This window comes from Streptomyces sp. AM25, assembly GCF_058146165.1.
Window position 1 is genome coordinate 198,477 of sequence record NZ_JBKIWN010000002.1, and the last position, 23,096, is coordinate 221,572.

Consider the following 23,096-nt stretch of genomic DNA (forward strand, 5'->3'; position numbering starts at 1 on the left):
GTACCAGCCGGAGCAGCAAGATGACGAACCCACCCGCAGGGATGTACGAGTCCACCGGACGGCGCCGCGCGTCGCGCGCCCGGGGCTGGATCATCGGGGCGGCGTCCGTGGCCACGCTCGGGCTGATCGCCTGGCCGGTGATGAGCCACTACGAGATCCCGCCGTTCAGCGACAAGGGCGACCCCGTCAGCTACGACCGGGCCGGCGGCGGGGGCGACGGCAAGGGCGGGAACGCCAAGCCGGCCGACTCGAAGACGCTGATGCCCACGGGCCCCAAGGCCGACTTCAAGAACCAGAAGACGCTGAGCGACGGCACCCAGGTCAGCCTCGTCACCCTGGACGGCCCGAAGTCCGGCTTCAAGGGCAAGGTGTGGGTCTGGGCGCCCAAGGAGTACACGCAGGACCCGAAGTTCAAGGAGAGCGGCTTCCCCGTGATGGTCGCCCTGCCCGGCGGTCCCGGCTACAACAGCAACTACTGGGCGCTGGGCGAGTTCGGCAAGGACGAGCTCTCGATCGAGAAGAGCATCTCGAAGTGGTACCAGGAGGGCAAGAGCAAGCCGTTCCTGCTCGCCATGCCGGTCCTCAACCCCGGCCCGGACGACAAGGGCATCTACTGGGACGCCAGTGACATCCCCGGCCAGCAGAAGATGGGCACCTGGCTGACCGAGGACGTCCCGGACCTGATGAAGGCCAACTTCCGCACGATCAAGTCCCGTGACGGCTGGGCCTACATGGGCTCCTCCACCGGCGGCTTCGCGAGCCTGAAGTCCGTGCTCAAGCACCCGGACAAGTTCAAGGCCGCCGTCGCCAACGGCCCGGACATCGTGCCCGACTCCCCGCTGTGGAGGGGCCACGAGAAGGAGAAGCAGGAGAACAACCCGGAGGTGCTGGCCAAGCAGCTGGCGGCCACCAAGGGACCGGACGTCTACATCGCCTTCCAGTACGGCACGAAGGAGAACAAGACGATGATCAAGGGTGTCAAGGACTTCATGAGCACCTACGGCAAGGGCCCCGTCCACACCAAGCTCTGGGAGATACCGGGCGGTACGCACAACGGCGCCACGTACCTGTCCAACATGGAGGGCCCCGTGCAGTGGATCAGCGAGCAGCTGGAGGGGCCGACGCCCTCCTCCTGAGCCCCGCAGCAGGACCGTTCCGGCCCGCCGCCGGCCGTCAGATCCGCAGGCCACCGCCCGGATCCGGCAGCCGGCGGCGGGCCATCCGCATCACGTCCTCACTGGTGACGGTCCCGATCAGGCGATCGTCCTCCAGGACGAGGATCACCAGCTGCGCGGCGGGGGCCACCCGGCCCAGCACCTCCACGAGCGCGTCCTGCGGGGCGGCCACCGTGCACTGCGCCAGCGGAACGGCCAGGTCGCGGACGCGCAGCTCCGCCCGCCGCGAGACGGGCACCAGCAGGAGCCGGTTCCGCTCGACGACGCCGCTCGGGCGGCCGTCGAAGTCGGTCACGGGAACCGCCGCGCGCTGTGTCCGCGCCATCACCGTGGCGAGGAAGTCCTCCACGGTGCGCCAGTCGGGCCCCGTGACCGGGGGCGACGTCATGGCGTCGGCGACCCGCACCCCCTCCAGGGCCGCGAGGATCACGGCCTGCCGCATCTCCGCCGTGGCCGAGACGGCCACGAAGCCGCCCACGAGCATGAGCCACAGCCCCGAGCCCATGCCCCGGGTGAGCGCGATCCAGCCCGCGGCGATCATCAGGAAGCCGGCCACCTGACCGCTCCGCCCGGCGACCCGCTGCGCCCGCGGCCGGTCCCCGCCGCGCCACCAGACGGCCGACAGCAGGATCCGCCCGCCGTCCAGCGGGGCGGCCGGCACCAGGTTGAACAGCCCCAGCAGCAGATTCGCCCCGCCCGCCCAGACCAGCACCGCCGAGACCAGCGTCCAGTGCAGGACGTGCCCGGCCCCGTAGCCGGCCGCCAGGGCCAGCCCGCCCAGCACCAGACTCGTCACCGGCCCGGCCGCCGCCACCAGGAACTGGGTACGCGGGGTCGCGGCCTGGCCCAGACGGGTGACCCCGCCCAGCCCCCAGACCGTGATGTCCACGACCCGGATCCCCGCCCGGCGCGCGGTCACGGCGTGCGCCGCCTCGTGCAGCAGCAGGCTCACCGTCAGCAGGACCGCCCCCGCCAGCCCGGCCGTGTCGTAGACGGCGGCGGAACGCCCCGGCACCCACGCCGGCAGGGTCCCGCCGGCGAGCCCGAAGCCGAGGAAGAGGATCAGCACGGGCGCGCTCCAGTGGATCCGCAGCGGTATGCCGAGGAGCTTGCCCAGTGGTACGGAACCGCCCATGCGCCTGGCCCCCTCGCCCTGACCTCCGGCTTCCATCATCCGCCCGCACCCCCGCCCCGCACAGGGGAGGCAGGGGCGCGCCCCGGAGCCCCGGGGGGTGTCCTAGGACGGGCGCGCAACCGCATGCGGGACTGCGATGACCGGACACTGCGCGTGATGCAGGACGCCCTGGCTCACCGACCCCAGCAGCATCCCGGTGAAACCGCCGTGCCCCCGCGTCCCCACCACCAGGCCCAGGGCCTGCTCCGACGCCCCGGCCAGCGCCTCGACCGGATGCCCGCGGACGACGGCGAGCTCCAGCTCCACGTCCGGCCGGGCCGCGGCCGGCTCCGCCGTCGCACCGGCGAGGATCCTCCGGCCCTCCTGCTCCGCGGTCTGCTCGTCCCGGATCCCGCCCCCCTCGGGGCGCCACCACGCGTACACGGCCCGCAGCGCGGCCCCGTGCAGCGCGGCCTCCTCGAAGGCGAAGGCGACGGCCGCCGCGGACTGCGGGCTGCCGTCCACACCCACCACGAAGTACGGCGGCGCCGCGACGGTGTGCTCCCGCTCCGGGACGACGATCACCGGGCAGGGGCTGTGCGCGATGACGGGCAGGGCGACGGAGGCGGAGGAGAACACCTCCTGCACCCGGCTCAGGTGCGAGGAGCCCAGCACGACGGCCAGCGCGTCCCGTGCCTGCTCGCGCAGCACCCAGCCGGGCTCGCCCTCCGCGAGCAGCCCGGACACCTCCGCCTCGGGACGCCGTGACTCGGCGAAGGCCACCGCCTCCCCGAGCACCCGGTCCCCGGCCTCGTGCAGCGCCTCGTTCCACTGCTCCCACGACGGCAGCACGTCCGTCTTCCGGTAGCCGCCGGTCGGGGTCCCCTGGGCGTGGACGAGCAGCAGCGGCGCACCGCGGCGGGCCGCCTCGTCGACGGCCCAGGCCGGGGCCGCCCGCCGCGCGGTGTCCGGCGCGACTCCGGCCACGATCGGGCGAGATCCTCGCGCTCCTGCCATCGCCGCCTCCCAGCGGATCCACGCGTCCCCCTGCCTTCCAGGCTGACGCCGACCGCAGCGGGGCACCACTTCACCGGATCCGGAACCGGAACCCCTTGACCGGGGTCCCGGTGCGGCCCATGGTGGTTCCGGTCCCAGAGCCCGGCAAGTCCGGAGCCCGGCAGAGGAGTGCGCATGGACGCGGACCCGGCCCACGGCATCACCCGGCGCAGACTCCTGGGAGCCGCAGCAGGCATGCCGCTGCTGCCCGGCTCCCTGCGCAAGGCCCTTGCGGCGCCCGTACGGCCGCTGCACTCGCTCGACCAGATCGAGCACGTCGTCCTCCTGATGCAGGAGAACCGGTCGTTCGACCACTACTTCGGCACGCTCCAGGGCGTGCGCGGCTTCGACGACCCGGACGCCGTCACCCTGCCCACCGGCCGCTCGGTCCTCCACCAGCCCGACCCGCAGAACCCCGACGGATACCTGCTGCCGTTCCACGACGACACGAAGACCACCAGCGCCGCGAAGGCCTACGGCACCAGCCACTCCTGGCCGTCCCAGCACCTGTCCTGGAACCACGGCCGGATGGACGGCTGGGTGACCACCCACCGCGCCGCCGACGGCCCGGTCAAGGGCCCGTTCACCATGGGCTACTACACCCGCGACGACCTGCCGTTCCACTACGCGCTCGCGGACGCCTTCACCGTCTGCGACCACTACTTCTGCTCGGTCCTCGGCCCCACGCACCCCAACCGCGTGATGGCCATAAGCGGCACCGTCGACCCTGCCGGGCGGCTCGGCGGACCGGTCGTCGACAACACGTCCACCGGCTTCCGCTGGACCACCTACCCGGAACGCCTGCAGGCCGCCGGGATCAGCTGGCGCTACTGCACCGCCTACCCGCCGGACACCGACCTCGGCTGGTTCAAGGCCTTCCAGGACGCCCGGCCCGGTGACGACCTCTACGAGAACGCGATGGTGCCCTATGCGCCGTCCGACGTTGCGGACATGATCCGCAGGGACGAACTGCCCTCGGTCACCTGGCTGGACGCGCAGTACCTCCCCTCGGTCTACGGCCTCCCCGAGGCGTCCGAGGAACCTCCCAACTTCCCCGCGGCCGGCGCCGAGTACATCTGGACCGTTCTCGACGCCCTGGGCTCGCGGCCCGAGGTGTGGGCGAAGACCGTCTTCGTCATCAGCTACGACGAGAACGACGGCCGTTTCGACCACGTGCCGCCGCCGGTCCCGCCCGAGGGGACGCCGGGGGAGTGGGTCACCGTCTCCCCGCTGCCGGCCGGCGCGGCGGGGATCGCCGGGCCGGTGGGACCGGGATTCCGGGTGCCCGCGCTGGTCATCTCGCCGTGGAGCCGCGGCGGTTGGGTGTGCAGCGAGGTCTTCGACCACACGTCCACGCTGAAGTTCCTGGAACGCCGGTTCGGCGTGCACGAGCCCAACATCAGCGCCTGGCGCCGCAGCACGGTGGGGGACCTGACGTCGGCGCTGCGCCTGCACGACTGCGACCGGTCCTTCCCCGAACTGCCCGACCCCGCACCGCTCCTCGCGCTGGAGGAGCAGGAGGCGGCCACCCTCCCGCCGCCCGCAGTGCCGCCGGTCCAGACCGTCCCGCACCAGGAGCCCGGCCGCCGCCCCCGCACCCCCTGAACGGCCCGAGCCCGCGCAGGATCTGCGGCGGGGACGATCGGAGGGCGTCGGGCGCGCCCGGGTTTCACGCCGTTACGGCGGACAGGGCGGTACGGGTCTCCTCCCAAAGGGTGCGCGTGATCTCGGCGGCCGGTGCGCAGCGCGCCAGGCGGTAGCGGGCCCCGGCCCACAGGTGGAGCCGCTCGGCGTCGCCGGCCTCGGCGGCGGCCGAGCGCAGGCCGCGGGTCAGGTGGTGGACGTGCGGGTAGGCGCTGGGCGCGGTGCCGTCGTGCGCGTCGATGAAGCGGTTGCGCAGCCCCCGGGCCGGGCGCCCGGAGAAGGCCCGGGTGACGGCCGTGGTCCCGAAACGGGCGTCGGCGAGGGCGTCCTTGTGCGTCTGCGAGGCCCCGGACTCGTGCGCGCGCAGGTAGAGGGTGCCCAGCTGGGCGGCGCAGGCACCGCCGCGGAGCACGGCGGCGACGTCCTCGCCGGACCCCAGTCCGCCCGCGGCGACCAGCGGCAGCCGCACCCGCTCGCGCACCGAGGCGAGCAGGTCCGGCAGCGGCACGGTCTCCGGTTCGGCCGCGACGTCGTGCGTGGCCCGGTGCCCGCCCGCCTCCGGTCCCTGGACGCACAGCGCGTCCACGCCGACGGCCTGCGCCGCCTCGGCCTCGGCGACGGTGGTGACGGTGGCGAGGAGGAGGCTGCCCACGCGGTGCAGCGCCTCGGCCTCGGCGGGGGAGGGCAGGCCGAAGGTGAAGGAGACCACGGGCGCGGGCTCGTCGAGCAGCGCCTCGACTTTCGCTTCCCATGCGTCGTCGTCGCCCTCGGCCGCCGGGGCGGGCAGCGTGATACCGAACCGTTCGGCCTCGGCCCGCAGTTCGTCCCGGTAGGCGCCAACAGCCGCGGCCGCCGCGGGGTCCGCAGCGCCCGGCACGAAGAGGTTCACGCCGAACGGCCGTGAGGTCAGCCCGCGGGTGCGTGCCAGCTGCTGCCGCATCCCGTCCGCCGTGCGGTACCCGGCGGCCAGGAACCCCAGGGCGCCGGTGCTGTTGACCGAGGCGACCAGCTCGGGGGTGGACGCGCCGCCCGCCATGGGCGCCTGGACGATCGGGACGGACAGCTGGTCGAGGTGGAACGGCATGGTGAAGTCTCCTGGTTTTCAGTGATGGTGATGGAGCGTCAGAAGGAAGTCAGGCGTGGGCCGGGTCCGCCGCGCGCCGCACGAGCGGTGCGGCGCACACGGCTGCGGCCAGCAGCACTCCGCCGCTGATGGCCAGGGCGGGGCGGTAGCCGTGGGAGAGGACGGGCTGGACGGCCGGCGGCGTGCCCACCAGCACCGTCAGGCACACGGGCAGGACGGTACGGGAGCGAATGAGTTGCGGAACGAATCCCGCGGCGAGTGCGCCGAGCAGGTATCCGAGATAGTTGGCTGTGGCAATCGATGCGCCGTCCGATGCCGTCACATGGGCCTGATGCTCCATCATCGGAAGGATGGGAGTGAACACGAACCGGCCCACTCCCATGGCCACGGCCATCGCCAGAGCGCCTTGCAGGACGACTCTGCGTTCTGCCGGCCCCGATTTCCGCTGCGTCTTGTTCGCCGTTCCGTCGATTCGGCCGGACTGTTCGGACTGGTCCATCAACACGTGGCCAACACCCCCGTGGTCAAGGCGTCTACAGGCATCGAGTGAAGCACGCGAACAATCCAGGCGGAAATGCCTTCCCAAGCGCATCTATGCTGGGGACGCATGGATGTCGAACTCAGACACTTACGCGCATTTCTGGCCGTCGCCCGGCACCTTTCCTTCAGCCGGGCCGCAAGTGAACTCCGAGTTACCCAGCCCTCGTTGTCCCGCTCCGTCCAGCGGCTGGAGGCGGCACTGGGCACCCGCCTCGTCCACCGCACGTCGCGTCAGGTCGCCCTCACCCCGGCCGGCCATTACGCGCAGGACCGGCTCGGACGCCTGCTCCCCGCACTCGACTGCACGCTCCACGCCATCCGCGACAGCGGCACGATCCGGCTCGGCTTCGCCTGGCTGCTGCCCGACCCGTGGACCCAACGCGCCGTCGTCCGCTTCGAGAACGCCACCCGCGGCACCGTCGAGCCGGTGCGCCACGACGACCCCGCGGCGGCCGTCGACCTGGGCGAGGTGGACGTCGCCGTGGTCCGCGGCGCCCCGCCGGGCGGGAACGCGATAGCCGTGCCCTTCCTCGAGGAGCGCCGCGTCGCCGCCGTCTCCACCTCCTCCCCGCTCGCCGGGCGGGACCGCCTGGGCTGGGACGAGTTCCGCAACTGGCCGCTCGTGGTGAACACGGCCAGCGGCTCCACCACACCGGCGGACTGGGCGGACGGCGACGCCCCCGGCGACGTGGTCGCCTGCGGCAATTTCGACGAATGGCTCGAACTCGTCGCCGCCGGACGCGGGGTGGGCGTCGTACCCGACAGCGCCGTGCGCCGCAGCCCGCACTCGTGGATCCGATTCCTGCCGATCGACGACGCGCCCCCGATCCCCGTCCACATCGTCCACTCGCCCGGCAGCCGCCATCCGCTGCTGCGCGCGTTCGTCGAGGCGGCGATGGCGGAACGGCCCTGCCGCGCCCAGGGGACAGTGTGATCAGGCGCTGCCGGGGCCGGTGTCCGGCAGTGCCTGCTCGCTCCAGATGATCTTGCCGGTGGCGGTGTAGCGGGTGCCCCAGCGGTCGGCGAGCCGGGCGACGAGGAACAGCCCGCGCCCGCCCTCGTCCGTGGTCGCCGCGTAACGCAAGTGCGGGGCGGTGCTGCTGGCGTCGGAGACCTCGCAGACGAGGCTGTGGCCGCGCAGCATGCGCAGCCGGATCGGGGCGGCGGCGTAGCGGACGGCGTTGGTGATCAGTTCGCTGAGGATGAGTTCGGTGGTGAAGGACAGTTCCTCCAGCCCCCATTCGGCCATCGTGCGTGCGGCGGCGTTGCGTACCTCGGCCACGGCGGCGGGGTCGGCGGGCACGTCCCACGCGGCGATCCGGGCGGGCTCCAGCAGGCGGGTGCGGGCCACGAGCAGGGCGACGTCGTCGCGGGGCCGCTCGGGGGCGAGCGCGTGGAGCACCGCGTCGCAGGTCTCCTGCGGGGTGCGCCCGGCGCGGGAGGCGAGGGTGTCGCCCAGGGCGCGCATGCCGGCGGAGAGGTCCTGGTCGGCGCCCCTGATGAGCCCGTCGGTGTAGAGCACCAGCCGGCTGCCCTCGGGCAGGTCGAGCTCGGCCGCCTCGAACGGCAGGCCGCCCACGCCCAGCGGCGGGCCGACGGGGACGTCGGGGAACCCGACGCGGCCGTCGGGGCGCAGGACGGCCGGCGGCGGGTGCCCGGCGCGGGCGAGGGTGCAGCGGCCGATGGTCGGGTCGTAGACGGCGTACAGGCAGGTGGCCCCGGTGACCGGCGTGCCCCCGTCGGTCAGGGTGCCCTCGTCGATGCGGGTCACCAGCTCGTCCAGGTGGGCCAGGAGCTCCTCCGGCGGCACGTCGAGCGAGGAGAAGTTGTGCACGGCGGTGCGCAGGCGTCCCATCGTGGCTGCGGCGTGCAGCCCGCGTCCCACGACGTCGCCCACCACCAGGGCCACACGCAGGCCGGGCAGCGGGATGACGTCGAACCAGTCCCCGCCCACGCCGCCCAGCGCGGGCAGATAGCCGGAGGCGACGTCGACCCCGTCGTGCTCGGGCAGCACCCCGGGCAGCAGACTGCGCTGCAGGGTGACGGCCATGGTGTGCTCGCGGGTGAAGCGGCGGGCGTTGTCGATGCTCACCGCCGCCCGGGAACACAGCTCACCGGCGGCGGACAGATCGTCGGCGGCGAACGGCTGCGCCGCGCGCGACCGCAGGAAGGACACCACGCCCAGGGTGGCGCCGCGGGCGGCGAGTGGAGCCGCGATCAACGGCCCGTCCGCCTGCGGCGCGGACACCAGACAGGTCCGTCCGTCGCGCAGGGCGCGGTTCTGCGCCGCGGAGGGGGCGAACGCGACGATCTCCCCCTCGGGGGTCGGCGAGCGGTCGTCGTCGGTGCCGCCCCGGGCCACGCGCAGCAGCCGTACCTCGTCCGCCGGCTCCGGCTCGCCGCCGTGGACGACCGGTTCGGCCAGATCGACGGTAACCGTGTCGGCGAACGCGGGCACCGCCACGTGCGCCAGCTCCTGCGCGGTGCGCCGGACGTCCAGGGTGGTGCCGACGGCGGTGCTGGCGTCGTAGAGCAGCTTCAGGTGCTCGTACATGCGCCCCAGCTCCGCCGGGCCCAGCCCGTGGGTCTGGCGCCGCAGCCGCCGGCTGATCAGCGCGTTCCCGCCCACGGCCATCGCCAGCGCGACGGCGGCGGTACCGAAGAGGAACGGGATCCGCCGGGTGACGTGGCCGCTGAGACCGCGGACCGCTTCCCCGGCGGAGACCAGGCCGACCACCGTGTCGTCGGTGTCGGTCACCGGGACCACGGCCTGCACTTTCGACCCCTTCGGCGTACCGATCGTCTCGGTGAACGACTTCCCGGCCAGCGCGGGAGCGATCGTCCCGATGAACTTCTTGCCGATGAGCCGCGGATCGGGGGAGGTGTAGCGGATCCCGTCGGTGTTCATCACGATGACGAAGTCGACGGCCGACCGCGTGCTGGCCGCCTCGGCTCGCGGCTGCAGCAGTGCGGTCGGGTCGGATGAGTGCAACGCGGCGACGATTCCGGGGGAGTTGGCGAATCCCTCGGCCACGGACAGGGACCGGTCGCGGGCCTCGTGCAGGGCGTCGTCCCGCGCGATGAACACCCACATCACCGCCACGGCGGTGACCAGGAGCAGCACCACCGTGGCCTGGAGGGCGAACACCTGGGTGGCAACGCTCCACTCACGCGGCAGCCGGCGGCGCGGCCGCCGACCGGGTTCCCCGCTCATGCCGGGGCCTGCGGACAGTACCGGTGTACATAGCAGGACATGCCTGCATATCTACACTTTCCCGCCACAGGCCGCGCACATGGCACGCCTGCCACCCGCGATGCGGTGGTGCCGCTCCGCCGCCCACGACGCGGCGGTCACCGCCTCAGGAACGCGCCTGACGCGGCTGCCCGCCCTGCTCGGCGTTCTGCTGCTTGTGCTTCTCCTTGACGCGCACCGCTTCCTTGCGCACCTCGGCCTGGGTGGCGCGCTCCTTCTGCAGCCACTCGGGGGACTCCGTCTTCAGCGCCTCGATCTGCTCGGTGGTGAGAGCCTCGGTGACCCCGCCGCGCGCGAGGCCCGAGATGGAGATGCCCAGCTTGGCCGCGACGACCGGGCGCGGGTGCGGGCCGTTGAGCCGCAGCTCCTGCAGCCACGCGGGCGGGTCGGCCTGCAGGGCGTTCAGCTCGTCGCGCGAGACGACGCCCTCCCGGAACTCTGCGGGGGTGGCTTCGAGGTACACACCCAGCTTCTTGGCCGCGGTCGCGGGCTTCATGGTCTGGGTGTTCTGGTGCGACGTCATGGGGTCAAGGATATCGAGCGTGTGCACCGCTTCCGACCACGCCCGGTAATCTGGCCAGGTGACAGGCTCGGAAGTACAAGCATCTCCTTCGTTCCGGCTCGCGTACGTCCCGGGCGTGATCCCCGCCAAATGGGTGCGGATCTGGCAGGAGCGGCTGCCCGGCACTCCTCTGGACCTCGTTCAGACGTCCGCCGCCGAGGCGCCCGACGTGCTGCGCCGCGGCGACGCGGACGCCGGCCTCGTGCGCCTGCCGGTCGACCGCACGTACTTCAGCGCGATCCCGCTCTACACCGAGACCTCGGTCGTCGTGGTCCCGAAGGACCACGTCATCGCGGCGGTCGAGGAGGTGTCCGCCGAGGACCTCGCCGACGAGATCCTCTTCCACCCCCTCGACGACACCCTCGACTGGGAGCACCCGCCGGGACGGCCCGCGTTCGAGCGGCCCGCGACCACGGCGGACGCCATCGAACTGGTGGCGGCCGGGGTGGGCCTGCTCGTCGTCCCGCAGTCCCTCGCCCGCCTGCACCACCGCAAGGACCTCACGTACCGGCCGGTGACGGACGTGCCCCAGTCGAGCGTCGCGCTGTCGTGGCCCGAGGAGCGCACCACCGACATGGTGGAGGACTTCATCGGGATCGTCCGCGGCCGCACCGTCAACAGCACCCGGGGCCGCCGCGCCGACGCGGAACCGGAGCGCAAGCCCGCGGGCACGGACGGCGCACGGCGCAAGCCAGCCGGCGCCAAGCCCGCGGCCAGGTCCGGCGGCAAGCCGGCGGGCAAGGGCTCGCGCAGCGGCTCCGCCGGCGCCAAGGGAAGCCCCAAGCCCAAGCGCGGCAAGCCGCGGCGCCGGGGCTGAACGCTCCGCAGGAAGTGCAGTGCGTCGACTGCAGGCTCGTCGTGGCTGTTCGCGCAGTTCCCCGCGCCCCTTTGGGGCGCGGTCACGCACTGTACTTCGTCAAGCCCGCCTTAGCCCCGGCAGCACCCCGACAGCACCGCGACACGGCGAGGCCGTGCCCGTATCCCGTCCGTCTGCATCCGGCGTGGTCTGCTGTAACAGGGGCGCCGGTCCGGACCGCTGAGACGGGAGAGTCGCATGGGCGCCGACAGGATCGCGCTGGTGACGAGTGAGGGCGTCGACGAGCACGACGAGGACCTCCCCCTGCTCGTCGACGCCCTGCGCGCCGACGGCTGGGCCGCGGAGGCGGTGCCCTGGGACGCGGACACCGTGCGCTGGGACCGGTTCGACCTGGCGGTCATCCGCTCGACCTGGGACTACGTGGACCGCCTCGGCGAATTCCTGGCGTGGGCCGATGCGACGGCCCATGCCACCCGGCTGCGGAACCCGGCGCCCGTGGTGCGCTGGAACAGCGACAAGCACTACCTCCGCCGGCTCGCCGAACGCGGCGTCCCGGTCGTCCCGACGCGATGGCTCGAACCCGGCCGGCCGTGCACCGAGGCGGACGTCGACGCCGCCGGGGGAGTGGTGGTCAAACCCGTGGTCTCGCTGGGCGCCCGCGACACCGCGCGCTACGAACCCGGCTGCCGCGCCGACGCCGTACGCCACGCCCGCATGCTCCTGGACCAGGGCCGGGCCGTGATGATCCAGCCGTACCTGCGCCGTGTGGCGGAAGGCGAACGCGCCCTGGCCTTCTTCTCCGGCGCCTTCAGCCACGCGATCCGCAAGCAGCCGCTCCTGAGCGAACCGGGAGTGATCGACAACGACAGGACACCCCACCCCGGCGCCGCCCGCTACAAGCCGACCGAGACGGAGACCCGCACGGCGCTCCGGGCTCTGGCCGCGATCCCCGCCCCGGACCCGCTGCTGTTCGCCCGCGTGGACCTCGCACTGAACGAGGCCGGCGACCCGGTGGTCATGGAACTGGAGCTCATCGAGCCCAACTTGTTCCTCCGGCACGACCCGCACGCCCTGGAGCGCTTCGTCGAGGCCGTGGGGGCGGAGAGCCGTCGCCGGTCATGACCCGATCAAGGCCGAAAGTAGTCCGGCGCGAACCGTAACCGTTGATACCGCTGGCATATCACCGCTTGCATAGCCCTGCCCAAGACGTTCCAGGCTTCGGACACGTTGTGGAGGGGAACTTGCGCCAGCCCAGAGCACGCGCAGGAAGACGCAGATCAGGCAGAACACCTCAGGGCATATCCGGTGCGGCGGCGCTGTTCAGCGCCGCCGCACTCGTCGTCACGGCGGCGCCCGCCCACGCCGCGGCGGCCCCGGCGGGCAGCCCGGGAGAGGTGATACCCGGACGGCACACCGCGACGCCCTCGCTGGTGACCGGCATCCGGGACCAGGCCAGGGCCACCGGGAACGCGGCGGACGCCGCGCGCGGGCACCTCGCCGCGAAGGAGGGCCGCTACCGGATCGCGAACCCGGTACGGGACCTCGAACCCCTACGGACCACCACCACCGGCACCACCGAGGTCGTCCGCCTCCAGCAGCGCCACCGCGGTGTGGAGGTGCTCGGCGGCCAGTACGTCGTGCGGATGGAACACAAGAACGGCAAACGCGTCGTCACCGGCACCTCCGGCACGTACTTCACCGGCCTGACCACCGGCACCGAGCCCCAGGTCGACCAGGAACTCGCCGTCGAGCGCGCCGTCGAGGCGACCGTGGCCCAACTCGGCGGGGCCCGGCCCGGGGCGGACGAGCCGACGCTGACCGGCACCGCACGCGGCCTGGTCGTCCTGCCCAGGGGCACCGGCGTGCTCACGCAGCACGTCACCGTCCGCGGCACCGCCCCGGCCACCGGCGAACCGGTCCTCCGCGAGGTGTACGTCGACGCCGCGGCCGGCTATCCGGTCCTCCAGTACAGCGGTATCAAGACGTTCGCGCTCTCCAACCCGCGCCGCGTCCCCCCGGGGACGGACGCACCCACGCTCCCCCCGGCACCGCCGCCCGCCTCCGACTCCGGGATCCAGGGCTCCGGCGTCAAGGTCGACGGCACGACCGTCGACCTGCAACTGGCCCGCGACGCGGTGCACAACACCTACGTGATGCGCGACTACTCCCGGATGCGGGACACCAGCAAGAACGTCCTGGCCACCTGGGACGCGCGCAACCAGTACGCCGGCGACGTCACCGGCCACTGGCCCAACGGCATCGACGAGTTCGCCTCGCCGGCCCCGGCCTTCGGCAAGGACGCCACGGACGCCGGCGCGGTGGACGCCCACTGGGCCGCGGGCAAGGTCTACGACTACTACAGGACGGTCCACGGCCGGGACAGCCTCGACGGCCGTGGCATGACCGTCAACTCCCTCGTCGGCGTGAAGGATTACGGCGCACCGTACGACAACGCCTTCTGGGACGGCACCAAGGCGGTGTACGGCAATGGCGGCGATGAGCACCGCCCGCTCGCCACCGGCCTGGACGTCGTCGGCCACGAGATGACGCAGGGCGTCGTCGAGAACAGCGCGAACCTCGTCTACGCGGGCCAGTCCGGCGCCCTGAGCGAGGCGATCGCCGACTACTTCGGCACCGCGCTCAAGGACGACACGTACAACATCCCCATGGACAGCCCCGACTCCGGGCTCGTGGGCGACACGCTCTGCCGCACGAAGGCACCGCGGGACTGCGCGATCCGTGACCTGAACGACGGCCGGACCACCTCCGGATCGTTCGCCGGCGTGAGCTTCCGCACCGACGACGGCGGCGTCCACCTCAACTCCACCATCTTCTCCGGCGCGTTGTGGGACATCCGCAAGGATCTCGACCGCACACTCGCCGACAAGATCGTCTACAGGGGGCTCACCGAGTACATGACCCCCCTCGACGGCTTCACCGAGGGCCGCGCCGCGGTCATCGCCGCCGCCAAGGACCTCAAGGCCTCGGACGGCGACCTGAAGTCCGTCGAGCGCGCCTTCAACGCCCACGGCATCGTCCCGAACTGGGAGCTGGCCCTCGGCGTGGACTCCGACCAGCTGCTCGGCAAGGTCAACACCATCGACACCGGCATCGGCGCGGGCGGCGGCTGGTGGACCGCCTCCCGGTCCAACGACGACGGCACCGAGGCCTACTCGGTCTGGGCCGGGCGCACCGACGGCTCCGGCGCACCCAAGCTGATCAGCCCCAACGACGGCCGCTACCACGTCTCTCCGGTCACCGACGGCAAGACCGTGGTGTGGCAGGCGTACAAGGGCTGGAAGACGGAGATCCTCGCCCGGCCGCTCGCCGGGGGACCGATCAAGACGCTCTACTCCAGCCGGTACGGCGTCTACTCGCTGCACCTCGAGGGGAAGACCGTGGTCTTCGAGGTCACCCTGCGGCACGTCGGCCAGCGCGTGGTGTACCTGCGGATGGGCGAGACGGACCCGACGTACATTGCGCCGGGCGGCGACGGCTGGGGACGCGGCCCGTCCACGTCGAAGCCGTCCATCGCCGACGGCCGGATCGTCTTCAACGACTGGTACCGCGAGAACCGCAAGTGGCGCACCGAACTCCAGGTCCTGGACACCGCGACAGGGAAGCGGACGGTGCTGCAGCAGATCGGGCCGCAGCAGGAGGTCTTCCAGACCGCCGTCACCGGCAAGCACGCCTTCTGGCTGTCCAGGGACCACTGGCCCAGTGAGACGACAGGGGTGCACCGCGTGAACCTCGACGGCTCCGGTGCCGTCGACATCAGCTCGGACACCGGCAAGGACGCGCTGCAGGGCACCGGCCTGTCGGCCACCGAGGACGCGGTGACCGTCACCGCGCGGATGCCCGGCGCGCAGTACCGCAACGAGGCGCTGTCCAAGCTCTGGCAGTTCTCCGCCGACGGCTCGCGCAGGGCGCGGGTCTCCTGCAACCGCGGTGAGCAGCTGTGGGGTGCGGCCGACAGCGGCACCCGGGTGGTGTGGCTCGACGCCACGACCGGCTACACCGACATCGTCACCCGTTCCCGTCCGGCCGGCCGCTGCGGCTGACCGGCACGGCACGGGCCCGGCCGCAGGGATGCGTGTCCCTGCGGCCGCGGCCTCGTTGAGGCAGGCGGGGTTCAGATGTTCGGAAGGAGACCCGGATGAGTGAACAGCCGCCCGACGACGTGGCCGACGACCGCACACTCCTGCTGTCGGCGACCGGCCCCGACGTCGACCACCCCGGCGACGCCCTGCTCCTGCTCGCCGCACTGGCCGAGCAGAGCGACGACTTCCTGGCCGCCGCCCTGCAGGGCGACCCGGTGCCGGAGGACGAACGCGCCGAGAACCACCGCCGCCGCGCGTACGTCTGGGTGCGCGTCGCCGAGCACCGGTCGGAGTTCGAGCCCGTCGCCGAGGCCGAGATCCGCGCATGGCAGAAGGTCCGGACCGACGAGGTGGGGGACCCGGAGGTCTCGGAGGACGCAGAGGGCGCGGAGGACCCGGAGTCCTCGGAGGAGAGCGAGGACGACAAGGCCACCGCCACAGCGGGCGGGTGACGCCCTCGCTTCCGGCGTCGTCACGTCCGGTGTCGTCACAGGCCTCGGCGCATACAGGTCCGCGGCCACCGGTCCAGGCCGAGTTCCGCCTCGTGCCGGCGGATCCGGGCCAGGCCGGGGGTGAGGTCGCCGTCGTCCAGGGGCAGGAACCCCAGGCGCGCGTAGTAAGGGGCGTTCCACGGAACCTCGGTGAACGTGGTGAGGGTCAGCGCCGGGACCCCTTCGCCCGTGGCCCGGTCGGCCAGGTGGTCCAGCAGGGCCCGGCCGACACCGAGACGCGCGCTGTCCGGATGCACCGACACCTGCTCGACGTGGAGGTTGCCGTCGACGCGGTCCGCGATCAGATACCCGACCGGGGTGCCGGCGTCGTCGGCCGCGACCCAGGCCAGGCCGGCGCGCTGGTGGCGGGTGAGTTCGCCGAGCGACGGCGGCTCGTCGTCGGCGATCTCGGGCATGCCGATCTCACGGAAACACCGTCCGGCGGCTCTCTCGATGTCTTGGAGGACAGGCAGTTCGTCCAGGCGTGCTGCTCGGATATGCATGCATGCATTCTCCAAGGACGGGCGAAGGGGAGCACCCTGCCCCGGTTTGATAGAAATGGCCGTCGGACGAAAGATCGACGACCGACCACACGCCGGGTGCCGGAAAGGCGTTCGCGGCCGAGTGGGCCCGACTGCCCGAGGAGTACCCCGCGGTGAACGATGCCGCACAGCAAAGCCCCCTGCAGCCCCACGAGCAGCAGCCGTCCGACGGCCGCGCCGGCACTGCGCCCGTACCCGGGTACGGCGGCGCACCCGCCCCGGCCACCCTGTCCTCGGCCAGGATCATCGGGATGGTCGTGGCCGCGCTCCTCGCCTTCGTCGCCGTCGTGGCCGTCGGCGTCCGGTGGCTGTGGCCCGCTGTGGGCGTGGGGGAGCGGCACGGGGAGGCGGCGGCCGGCAAGGGGTCGTGGAGCGTGCCCTACATGCCGACCGGCGAGAAGCACCCCCAGAAGATCCGCGGCGTCTGGTTCACGGACAAGGCCGTCGTCAAAGCCCTGCCGGACGGCGTCCACGCCTACGAACCGGCTGACGGCAAGGAGTTGTGGACCGTCCGCAACCCCGACGGCACCAAGCTCTGCCAGGCGTCCACGGACTCCACCGGCGACGTCGCCGTCTTCGCCCGTGGCAAGGGCGACGACTGCTCCACCTTCGCCGCCGTCGACCTGAACTCCGGCAAGCTGCTGTGGGAGCACACCCTCGACGCCGAGGACGACGTCGTCGGCGCCGGCGACAAGATCGCCCGCAGCGGTGACACCGTGGTCGTCTCGGCGGTCGGGCACCGCACCAGCGCGCTGCGGGCCGGCGACGGCACCCTGCTGTGGAAGGAGACCGACGAACTCCTCGGCGGCAAGGACTGCCACGGCACCCTCGGCAACAGGAGCATGGGCTACACCGGCGGCCGCCGGCTCGTCCGCCTGCAGTCCTGCTGGAACGAGGCACGCGCCACCGTCTACGACGCGGTCGGCGTCGACCCCGCCACCGGGCGCGCCCAATGGGCCTACCGGATCGGCGAACACGGCAGCGCGGCCAAGGTGCTCGCCACCTCGCCGGTCGTCGTCAACGTGCCCGGGTCCCGCGACATGACGCAGCTGCGCCCGGTGGTGCTCGACGACGACGGCCGGCTCCGCGCCCGCCTCGCCGACGGCTCCGACACCGACCGCGAACTGCTGAGCACCGACGGCAGTCCGGCCGCCAACGTCCAGATCAAGGGCGACAAGATCTTCGTCGTGGCGCAGAGCAAGGAGACGGACGCCACCGACAACAACAAGATGGTCGCCTGGTCGTTGACGGACGGACGGCGCCTGTGGGAGCAGCGGTCGCGCGGCTATCTGCAGACCTTCTACGCCGTCGCCTCGGACACCGACGACGTCCTCGCCTACACGGCGGGCAACATCCACGACCCCGCCCGGCTCGTACGCTTCGATCCCGCGACCGGCCGTCAGACGACGGTGCGCCGCTACCCGCCGACGCCCCGTACCGCATGGGTCGGCTCCGACCCGCTGGCTCTGGTCAGCCGCGGGCGGCTGTACCTCTCGGCGGGCTATGTCAGCGAGAAGCAGGGGAAGGCGCCGGAAGCCCGGCAGAAGGCGCTGATCGCTCTGCCGGCTTCCTGAGGGCGGTCGCCCTGCTGTTGTCAGGCGCTGCGGTCCGCGAAGGGACCGCAGCCGCTGAACGCCAGCTCGGCGAAGCGGTCGCCGATGCGGCGGTGCGTGGCGGCGTCCGGGTGGAGCCCGTCGGGCAGCGGCAGTTCGGCGAAGTCGGCCTGCCCGTAGAGCTCGCGGCCGTCGAGGTGGTGCAGGTTCGGGTCGTCGGCCGCACGCTGCCGCACGATGCGGGCCAGCTCGTCCCGGATGACGCCCAGGGTCAGCTTCCCGCTCGCGCGCTCCGCCGGATCGCCCGCCGCCCGGAACTGCAGCCGTCCGGTGGCGAGGGCGGCGAGGTCCGGGGCGCTGGGTCCGGGGGCGTCCTCGTGGATGGGGCACAGGATCGGCGAGACGACCAGCAGCGGCGTGGCGGGGTGGCCTTCGCGGACGGTGTCGAGGAAACCGTGGACGGCGGGGCCGAAGGCGCGCAGGCGCATCAGGTCGGTGTTGACGAGATTGATGCCGATCTTGACGCTGATCAGGTCGGCGGGGGTGTCGCGCAGGGTGCGGGCGGTGAACGGGTCGAGCAGCGCGCTGCCGCCCAGACCGAGGTTGATCAGTTCCACGCCGCCGAGGGACGCGGCGCGTGCGGGCCAGATGGCCGTGGGGCTCGCGGCATCGGAGCCGTGGCTGACCGAACTGCCGTGGTGCAGCCACACCTTGCGGCCGCGGTCCGGTGCGGGCTCGACGGGGGCGTCGGTGCGCAGAGCGACGAGTTCCGTGGTCTCGTTGTGCGGCAGCCAGATCTCGACGTCCTTGTCCCGGCCGGGCAGGCCGGTGAAGCGGAGGGTGCCGGCCGGGCCGGGCCGGCTCTCGGCGGCCCCGGTCGTCATGTCGATGGTCAGCGTGCTGCCGCCGGCCACATGGCCCTGCCCGGCCAACCGGCCGTCGACGAGCAGGTCGTACACACCGTCCGGACGGGGCGGGGCGCCCACGTAGACGCGCTTGGTGGGCAGTGTGTCCAGCTCGACGGCGGTGGCCCGGGTCCGGACGACCAGCCGCACGCCGGAGGGCTGGGCCTCCGCCATGGCGAGCTGCCCGTCGGTGCACTGGGCGCGGGCCCGCGCGGGCAGCCGGTGCGGCAGCACCCCGTGCGCGGTGCGCTCCAACTCGAGGGCGCCGCGCAGGAGATCCGCGGTGATGGGCGTGGTGATCCAGTCGTGCTCGGTGGTGTTCATGCTCTCGGCCTGTCGATCAACGTTTTCGGGTGACGGGGCTGTGCGGCGCGGGGGCGGGGTGTCAGGGCGCCGCGGGCCAGTTGCGCAGCAGGGCGTCGAGGGAGTCCAGGATCCGTGACCAGGATTCCTGCGAGTCGGGGGCGCTGTGGCTGAACCCTCCGTCCGCCTCCAGGCTGACGTAGCCGTGGAAGACGCTGCCCAGCAGCCGGACCGCATGCGTCTGGTCGGGCTCCTCCAGGTCGTAGCCGCGCAGGATGGCCCGCATCATCCGCGCGTGCCTGACGCCGGCGCTGGCGGCGGCCGTCTCCGGGTCGAGCCGGAGACGGGCCGCGGCGTAGCGCCCGGGATGCTCCCGCGCGTAGTCGCGGAGGACGTTCGCGAAGGCGGTCAGCGCATCCTTGCCGGCCCGCCCGGCGAGGGCGTCGGCGGCCCGGTCGGCGAGCTCCTCCAGTGCGAGCAGGGCGATCCTGGTCTTGAGGTCCTGGGAGCTCTTCACGTGCGAGTACAGGCTCGCGACCTTGACATCGAACCGCCGGGCGAGCGCCGAGACGGTCACCTGCCCGAACCCGACCTCGTCGGCCAGCTCGGCCCCGGCCCGGGTCAGGCGTTCCGTGGTCAGTCCTGCGCGTGCCATGTCTCTCCTCCTGTGGACAGAATCGATTATGCAGTTGCCTAAAGCTTTTAGGCAAATCGTTCTGCTGCTCAGGAAGCGGGGTGGTGGCGCCGTCAGCCCGCCCATCGACGGCGGGCGAACCGGACGAGAGCACGCAGCGGCTGCACCAGCGCCAGCATCAGGCCCGCAACCGGGAGTACGAGCAGCAGGATCTGGAGGCAGGCCGAGAGCATCGTGAGCGGTTCGAGGTCCGTCGCGTCGGCGTGTGCGAGCAGCAGGGCGGCGCTCTGCCAGTCCGCGCGGAGCAGTTGGGGCAGGTTGACGATCAGCATGCCCAACTGGAGGGCGAGCGCCGGAATCAGGAACAGGACCCATGCCGTGACGACGGTTTGCGGCCACCGCTTGAGGTCCCGCAGCCGGTCGTCCTGGGGGCGGCGCAGCAGGACGCGCTTGAGGATGGGGGCGATGTACTTGAAGAGGTCGGGAATGCCGACCAGGTCCGCGACGATGTAGTAGCCGTCGAACCGCAGCGTGGGAAGCAGTTGCTGAACGATTTCGAGATGGACGGAGAGGAACGCCACCAGGAGCAGCGGGAATCCGGTGAGCGCATAGGCGCCCAACAGCCCGAGAGCGAACAGGGCGTTGAAGTAGACACCGCCCAAGTCGGCCCGGATGCGTCCGGCGCGGCCCAGCCGGTAGGAGTTGGTGATGTCGGTGTAGAAGGCGGGCCAGACGAGATAGATGCCGCATCCCATGGCGCCGGGCCGCACGCCCCCGTACCGGCATGCTGCGCCGTGACCCAACTCGTGGAATGCGCACGAGGCGAGGGCCAGCAGAATGACGAGGAGAACGCTGGACGGGGCCGACAGCACTTCCTGCAGTGCGGCACCGGTGTCCTGTGTCGTCCACAGCCACGCCTCGCCCGCCACGAAGGCGCCGATGACGAGCGCGACGAGCAGCGGGCGGAACAGCCAGGCGAAAAGCCCCGAGAGAAACCAGGTGATGTGCTCCGGGACGACCGCCAGGCGGAAGCGGAAGGAGAGGAACGGGTCTTTCCTGGACGTCGGCGGGGGCGGCGAACCGTCGCTGTGGGTGGTGATGCCGAGAGGCGCGAGTTTCTCGTCGATGAGGAATACGACGTGTGCCGCGGAGAATTGCCGGCCCGTCTCCCGGCTGAGTTCGTCCGCCACCTGCGCCGTGACCGTCCGGCCTTCGTCCGGCGGCCCGCCCCCGCGCTCCCGGTGCCGGCCGTCCAGTGCTCTGACGACCTGGTACAGCAGGGCCGGGAGCCGCACGAGCTGACCGTCGGGGCGGCAGACCAGGTGGGGCGGCTCGCGGTAGCCGGAGTCCTCGAACTCGCCGACCAGCTCCGTCCCGTCCACCAGCCCGGGCTCCCCGGTACGCGGGGCGGATGGCAGGGACATGGGTGCTCTCCAGGAGTGACAGGACGGGTGGACGGCCTGCGGTGGGGTGGGGAAGGGCCGGAAGACTGAGGCCCTTCCCCGTGTTATGCCGTGCTGCTATACGGTCAGTGGCTCGAGACGGCCGCAGGAATACAGGTAAAGGAGGTGTTCGGGTTCTGGGAGTTGAGGCTCAGCGAGCTGAGCAGGCCCGCGGGCTGCGGGTGGTCGATGGCCTGGCAGGAGGACAGCATCGTGGTGCCGTGGTCGCTGGGGGCGGGGGCGAAGACGCCGCCGCCCGTGGCCGCCGCGGAGCTGCTGCTGCCGGCGCCGGCGCTGCTGCCGGGGCCGCCTCCGTGGTTGAACGGAGTGGCCAGGACGCCCAGGACGGTCCGCTCGGGCAGCACCTCGCCCGCGACCATGTCGAGCTCCTCGAAGCTGATGGGGTTCTCCATGCCGTTCCCTTTCTCTCGTTTCCGCGGATTCCGCATTCGGATCGCCGGAACGGCAACCCGAAATCGTCCTCGAAGAAACCCCGTTGGGGCAGGCGTCGAGGACGAGTTCTTGTTTCGTGGAAAGTTGACCGGTGAAGTCAGGAAGTACAGGAAGTACAGGAAGTCGGTGAGGCGGTAAGCGCCGGTGCGGCGGTCAATGACGGGAGACGGCCGCGGGAATACAGGTGGTGGTGTACCCCGGAGTGCTCGGAGCCAATCCCAGCGCGACGAGAAGACCCGGGCCGGGCGCATCCTGCCGGTACTGGCAGGCATAGGCCACCGTCGTCCCGTGGTCCGTTCTCATCAGCATCGGATAGACGGCCTGTTCGGCGCCTGCCGGTGAGACGCTCGAAAGCGCGATCCGCGGCGGAAGCTCCTCCCCGCTCACCCGGTCGAGCTCTCCGAAGGTCACGGCGGACCACATCCCTGGTTCCCTCCCTCTGGGACGGCGCCGTTGCGCCCGGCCCTCCACCGTTCGCCCCCACCGGCGCATGCGGACACAACAGCCCTGGGCTGTTTATGCCTTTGCCGTCCCCTCACAGAGGCTAGCCGGAATAGGAATACAAAACATGTCGCCAACACGCCGATCACCCAGTCGTGTTGGATCGTCCCCCGGGAGGGGGCATACGGCGCAGCGCCCTGACGCCGACGGCGAAAACCGTGTCAGGCATGGAACGTTCGCCCGGACCGGGGCCGGACCGGGCCGGGGCACCGGTGCGGGACAGTCGCCGCTGGTCGTGCGGCGTGCGGCCGTGGAGACTGGTGTGGTGAACACTGCCTCTACCGACGACGGCGCATCGGCGCGAGCAGGCTACCGGCGGTCGGCAGGTTCCCCGCGCGGCGAGGCCAGACGCCGGGAACTGCTCGACCTGGTCGCCGACGACCTCGCGGCCAACGGGCTCCCCGACTTCTCGCTCCGGCGCGCGGCGCGAGCGGCCGGCACCACGCACAAGGTGCTGCTCTACCACTTCGACGGGGCCGACGACCTGCTCAGGCAGGCGATACTCAAGCTGCGCGAACGGCGCATGGACAATGCGCTGGTTGCCGCCGCCCGGGATCCGGCCCATCGGACGCTGGCAGCGCGCGTCCGCGCCGCATGGCCGGCCCTGAAGCGGCAGCAGTCGGGGGCGCGGGTGCTGGAGCAGGCCGTGGGCCTGGCCATGTGCAACCCGGGCCGCCACGGCGGGATCGCCAGGACGGCGGTGCAGGAGTACCTGCCGGCCATGCTGTCGCTCTGCCCGGCGGACTGGCCCGACCGGCGCAGGCTGGAGGTCGCCGCGATGACCCTGGCGACGCTCCGGGGCCTGCTGATGGAACTGGCGACGAGCGGGGATTCCGAGGGAGCCGACGCGGGGTTCGAGGCGCTGATCCGCGCGCTGGAGCGGGAGGAGGCCGCCGAAGGCTGAGGGGGGGGCGACGGGACGGCCGT

The 23,096-nt window shown here is 72.2% G+C and carries 21 protein-coding genes; 9 read left to right on the forward strand and 12 right to left on the reverse strand.

Annotation, left to right across the window (positions count from 1 at the left end; translation table 11 throughout):
• Nucleotides 1–20 precede the first annotated feature (20 nt).
• Nucleotides 21–1,136, forward strand: a complete 1,116-nt coding sequence (locus tag ACLHRZ_RS03090; protein WP_490416638.1) for an alpha/beta hydrolase — start codon at nucleotides 21–23, stop codon at nucleotides 1,134–1,136.
• Nucleotides 1,137–1,173: 37 nt separating this feature from the next.
• Here the strand turns inward: ACLHRZ_RS03090 and ACLHRZ_RS03095 are convergent, their stop codons facing one another.
• Both ACLHRZ_RS03095 and ACLHRZ_RS03100 read right to left on the reverse strand, forming a co-directional pair.
• The gene (locus tag ACLHRZ_RS03095) at nucleotides 1,174–2,310 is read right to left on the reverse strand and encodes a site-2 protease family protein (RefSeq protein ID WP_490416639.1); all 1,137 of its coding nucleotides are present in this window, start codon (nucleotides 2,308–2,310) and stop codon (nucleotides 1,174–1,176) included.
• A 102-nt stretch (nucleotides 2,311–2,412) separates the two neighbouring features.
• Nucleotides 2,413–3,306 (reverse strand): universal stress protein, encoded by an 894-nt coding sequence (locus ACLHRZ_RS03100; RefSeq protein WP_490416640.1) that lies wholly within the window; start codon nucleotides 3,304–3,306, stop codon nucleotides 2,413–2,415.
• A 174-nt stretch (nucleotides 3,307–3,480) separates the two neighbouring features.
• Here ACLHRZ_RS03100 and ACLHRZ_RS03105 point away from each other — a divergent pair, with 174 nt between their 5' ends.
• Nucleotides 3,481–4,950 (forward strand): alkaline phosphatase family protein, encoded by a 1,470-nt coding sequence (locus ACLHRZ_RS03105; RefSeq protein ID WP_490416641.1) that lies wholly within the window; start codon nucleotides 3,481–3,483, stop codon nucleotides 4,948–4,950.
• A gap of 64 nt (nucleotides 4,951–5,014) precedes the next feature.
• On the opposite strand, the gene ACLHRZ_RS03110 is transcribed toward ACLHRZ_RS03105, so the two are convergent.
• Together ACLHRZ_RS03110 and ACLHRZ_RS03115 are read right to left on the reverse strand one after the other, a co-directional pair.
• Nucleotides 5,015–6,073, reverse strand: a complete 1,059-nt coding sequence (locus ACLHRZ_RS03110; protein ID WP_490416642.1) for an NAD(P)H-dependent flavin oxidoreductase — start codon at nucleotides 6,071–6,073, stop codon at nucleotides 5,015–5,017.
• Between the two features lie 49 nt (nucleotides 6,074–6,122).
• Nucleotides 6,123–6,665, reverse strand: a complete 543-nt coding sequence (locus tag ACLHRZ_RS03115; protein ID WP_490416643.1) for a YbfB/YjiJ family MFS transporter — start codon at nucleotides 6,663–6,665, stop codon at nucleotides 6,123–6,125.
• A 15-nt stretch (nucleotides 6,666–6,680) separates the two neighbouring features.
• On the opposite strand from ACLHRZ_RS03115, the gene ACLHRZ_RS03120 reads away from it, so the two are divergent.
• A complete protein-coding gene (locus ACLHRZ_RS03120) occupies nucleotides 6,681–7,547 on the forward strand; it encodes a LysR family transcriptional regulator (RefSeq protein ID WP_490416644.1) in 867 nt (288 codons plus the stop codon).
• Here ACLHRZ_RS03120 and ACLHRZ_RS03125 read toward each other — a convergent pair whose 3' ends face one another.
• Nucleotides 7,548–9,827 carry a SpoIIE family protein phosphatase gene (locus ACLHRZ_RS03125; RefSeq protein WP_490416645.1) on the reverse strand — a complete coding sequence of 760 codons (2,280 nt, stop codon included), beginning with the start codon at nucleotides 9,825–9,827 and terminating at the stop codon, nucleotides 7,548–7,550.
• 145 nt (nucleotides 9,828–9,972) lie between these two features.
• Nucleotides 9,973–10,389, reverse strand: coding sequence for a DUF5997 family protein (locus tag ACLHRZ_RS03130; RefSeq protein ID WP_490416646.1), 417 nt, complete (start codon nucleotides 10,387–10,389; stop codon nucleotides 9,973–9,975).
• 58 nt (nucleotides 10,390–10,447) lie between these two features.
• Between ACLHRZ_RS03130 and ACLHRZ_RS03135 the strand changes: the two genes are divergently transcribed.
• From ACLHRZ_RS03135 to ACLHRZ_RS03150, 4 genes are all read left to right on the forward strand, one after another.
• A complete protein-coding gene (locus tag ACLHRZ_RS03135) occupies nucleotides 10,448–11,245 on the forward strand; it encodes a LysR family transcriptional regulator substrate-binding protein (protein ID WP_490416647.1) in 798 nt (265 codons plus the stop codon).
• 237 nt (nucleotides 11,246–11,482) lie between these two features.
• Nucleotides 11,483–12,367, forward strand: coding sequence for an ATP-grasp domain-containing protein (locus ACLHRZ_RS03140; protein WP_490416648.1), 885 nt, complete (start codon nucleotides 11,483–11,485; stop codon nucleotides 12,365–12,367).
• 119 nt (nucleotides 12,368–12,486) lie between these two features.
• Nucleotides 12,487–15,306 carry a M4 family metallopeptidase gene (locus ACLHRZ_RS03145; protein ID WP_490416649.1) on the forward strand — a complete coding sequence of 940 codons (2,820 nt, stop codon included), beginning with the start codon at nucleotides 12,487–12,489 and terminating at the stop codon, nucleotides 15,304–15,306.
• A gap of 95 nt (nucleotides 15,307–15,401) precedes the next feature.
• The gene (locus ACLHRZ_RS03150; RefSeq protein WP_490416650.1) at nucleotides 15,402–15,797 is read left to right on the forward strand and encodes a hypothetical protein; all 396 of its coding nucleotides are present in this window, start codon (nucleotides 15,402–15,404) and stop codon (nucleotides 15,795–15,797) included.
• 35 nt (nucleotides 15,798–15,832) lie between these two features.
• On the opposite strand, the gene ACLHRZ_RS03155 is transcribed toward ACLHRZ_RS03150, so the two are convergent.
• Nucleotides 15,833–16,339, reverse strand: coding sequence for a GNAT family N-acetyltransferase (locus tag ACLHRZ_RS03155; protein ID WP_490416651.1), 507 nt, complete (start codon nucleotides 16,337–16,339; stop codon nucleotides 15,833–15,835).
• Nucleotides 16,340–16,491: 152 nt separating this feature from the next.
• Here ACLHRZ_RS03155 and ACLHRZ_RS03160 point away from each other — a divergent pair, with 152 nt between their 5' ends.
• Nucleotides 16,492–17,952 (forward strand): outer membrane protein assembly factor BamB family protein, encoded by a 1,461-nt coding sequence (locus tag ACLHRZ_RS03160; protein ID WP_490416652.1) that lies wholly within the window; start codon nucleotides 16,492–16,494, stop codon nucleotides 17,950–17,952.
• Nucleotides 17,953–17,972: 20 nt separating this feature from the next.
• On the opposite strand, the gene ACLHRZ_RS03165 is transcribed toward ACLHRZ_RS03160, so the two are convergent.
• The 5 genes from ACLHRZ_RS03165 to ACLHRZ_RS03185 form a co-directional block, all read right to left on the reverse strand.
• Nucleotides 17,973–19,160 (reverse strand): SGNH/GDSL hydrolase family protein, encoded by a 1,188-nt coding sequence (locus ACLHRZ_RS03165; RefSeq protein WP_490416653.1) that lies wholly within the window; start codon nucleotides 19,158–19,160, stop codon nucleotides 17,973–17,975.
• Between the two features lie 61 nt (nucleotides 19,161–19,221).
• Entirely contained in the window at nucleotides 19,222–19,794 is a 573-nt protein-coding gene (locus ACLHRZ_RS03170; RefSeq protein ID WP_490416654.1) for a TetR/AcrR family transcriptional regulator, read from the reverse strand.
• A gap of 92 nt (nucleotides 19,795–19,886) precedes the next feature.
• Entirely contained in the window at nucleotides 19,887–21,197 is a 1,311-nt protein-coding gene (locus tag ACLHRZ_RS03175) for a hypothetical protein (RefSeq protein ID WP_490416655.1), read from the reverse strand.
• Between the two features lie 104 nt (nucleotides 21,198–21,301).
• Nucleotides 21,302–21,628 carry a hypothetical protein gene (locus ACLHRZ_RS03180; protein WP_490416656.1) on the reverse strand — a complete coding sequence of 109 codons (327 nt, stop codon included), beginning with the start codon at nucleotides 21,626–21,628 and terminating at the stop codon, nucleotides 21,302–21,304.
• A 193-nt stretch (nucleotides 21,629–21,821) separates the two neighbouring features.
• Nucleotides 21,822–22,079 (reverse strand): hypothetical protein, encoded by a 258-nt coding sequence (locus tag ACLHRZ_RS03185; RefSeq protein WP_490416657.1) that lies wholly within the window; start codon nucleotides 22,077–22,079, stop codon nucleotides 21,822–21,824.
• A 355-nt stretch (nucleotides 22,080–22,434) separates the two neighbouring features.
• Here ACLHRZ_RS03185 and ACLHRZ_RS03190 point away from each other — a divergent pair, with 355 nt between their 5' ends.
• Nucleotides 22,435–23,073 carry a TetR/AcrR family transcriptional regulator gene (locus ACLHRZ_RS03190; RefSeq protein WP_490416658.1) on the forward strand — a complete coding sequence of 213 codons (639 nt, stop codon included), beginning with the start codon at nucleotides 22,435–22,437 and terminating at the stop codon, nucleotides 23,071–23,073.
• The last annotated feature ends 23 nt before the right edge of the window (nucleotides 23,074–23,096 follow it).

Coding starts and splice junctions, on each gene's coding strand:
- ACLHRZ_RS03090 (WP_490416638.1), top strand. CDS start 21: ATGACGAACCCACCCGCAGGGATGTACGAGTCCACCGGACGGCGCCGC.
- ACLHRZ_RS03095 (WP_490416639.1), bottom strand. CDS start 2,310: ATGGGCGGTTCCGTACCACTGGGCAAGCTCCTCGGCATACCGCTGCGG.
- ACLHRZ_RS03100 (WP_490416640.1), bottom strand. CDS start 3,306: ATGGCAGGAGCGCGAGGATCTCGCCCGATCGTGGCCGGAGTCGCGCCG.
- ACLHRZ_RS03105 (WP_490416641.1), top strand. CDS start 3,481: ATGGACGCGGACCCGGCCCACGGCATCACCCGGCGCAGACTCCTGGGA.
- ACLHRZ_RS03110 (WP_490416642.1), bottom strand. CDS start 6,073: ATGCCGTTCCACCTCGACCAGCTGTCCGTCCCGATCGTCCAGGCGCCC.
- ACLHRZ_RS03115 (WP_490416643.1), bottom strand. CDS start 6,665: ATGCGCTTGGGAAGGCATTTCCGCCTGGATTGTTCGCGTGCTTCACTC.
- ACLHRZ_RS03120 (WP_490416644.1), top strand. CDS start 6,681: ATGGATGTCGAACTCAGACACTTACGCGCATTTCTGGCCGTCGCCCGG.
- ACLHRZ_RS03125 (WP_490416645.1), bottom strand. CDS start 9,827: ATGAGCGGGGAACCCGGTCGGCGGCCGCGCCGCCGGCTGCCGCGTGAG.
- ACLHRZ_RS03130 (WP_490416646.1), bottom strand. CDS start 10,389: ATGACGTCGCACCAGAACACCCAGACCATGAAGCCCGCGACCGCGGCC.
- ACLHRZ_RS03140 (WP_490416648.1), top strand. CDS start 11,483: ATGGGCGCCGACAGGATCGCGCTGGTGACGAGTGAGGGCGTCGACGAG.
- ACLHRZ_RS03150 (WP_490416650.1), top strand. CDS start 15,402: ATGAGTGAACAGCCGCCCGACGACGTGGCCGACGACCGCACACTCCTG.
- ACLHRZ_RS03155 (WP_490416651.1), bottom strand. CDS start 16,339: ATGCATATCCGAGCAGCACGCCTGGACGAACTGCCTGTCCTCCAAGAC.
- ACLHRZ_RS03165 (WP_490416653.1), bottom strand. CDS start 19,160: ATGAACACCACCGAGCACGACTGGATCACCACGCCCATCACCGCGGAT.
- ACLHRZ_RS03170 (WP_490416654.1), bottom strand. CDS start 19,794: ATGGCACGCGCAGGACTGACCACGGAACGCCTGACCCGGGCCGGGGCC.
- ACLHRZ_RS03175 (WP_490416655.1), bottom strand. CDS start 21,197: ATGTCCCTGCCATCCGCCCCGCGTACCGGGGAGCCCGGGCTGGTGGAC.
- ACLHRZ_RS03180 (WP_490416656.1), bottom strand. CDS start 21,628: ATGGAGAACCCCATCAGCTTCGAGGAGCTCGACATGGTCGCGGGCGAG.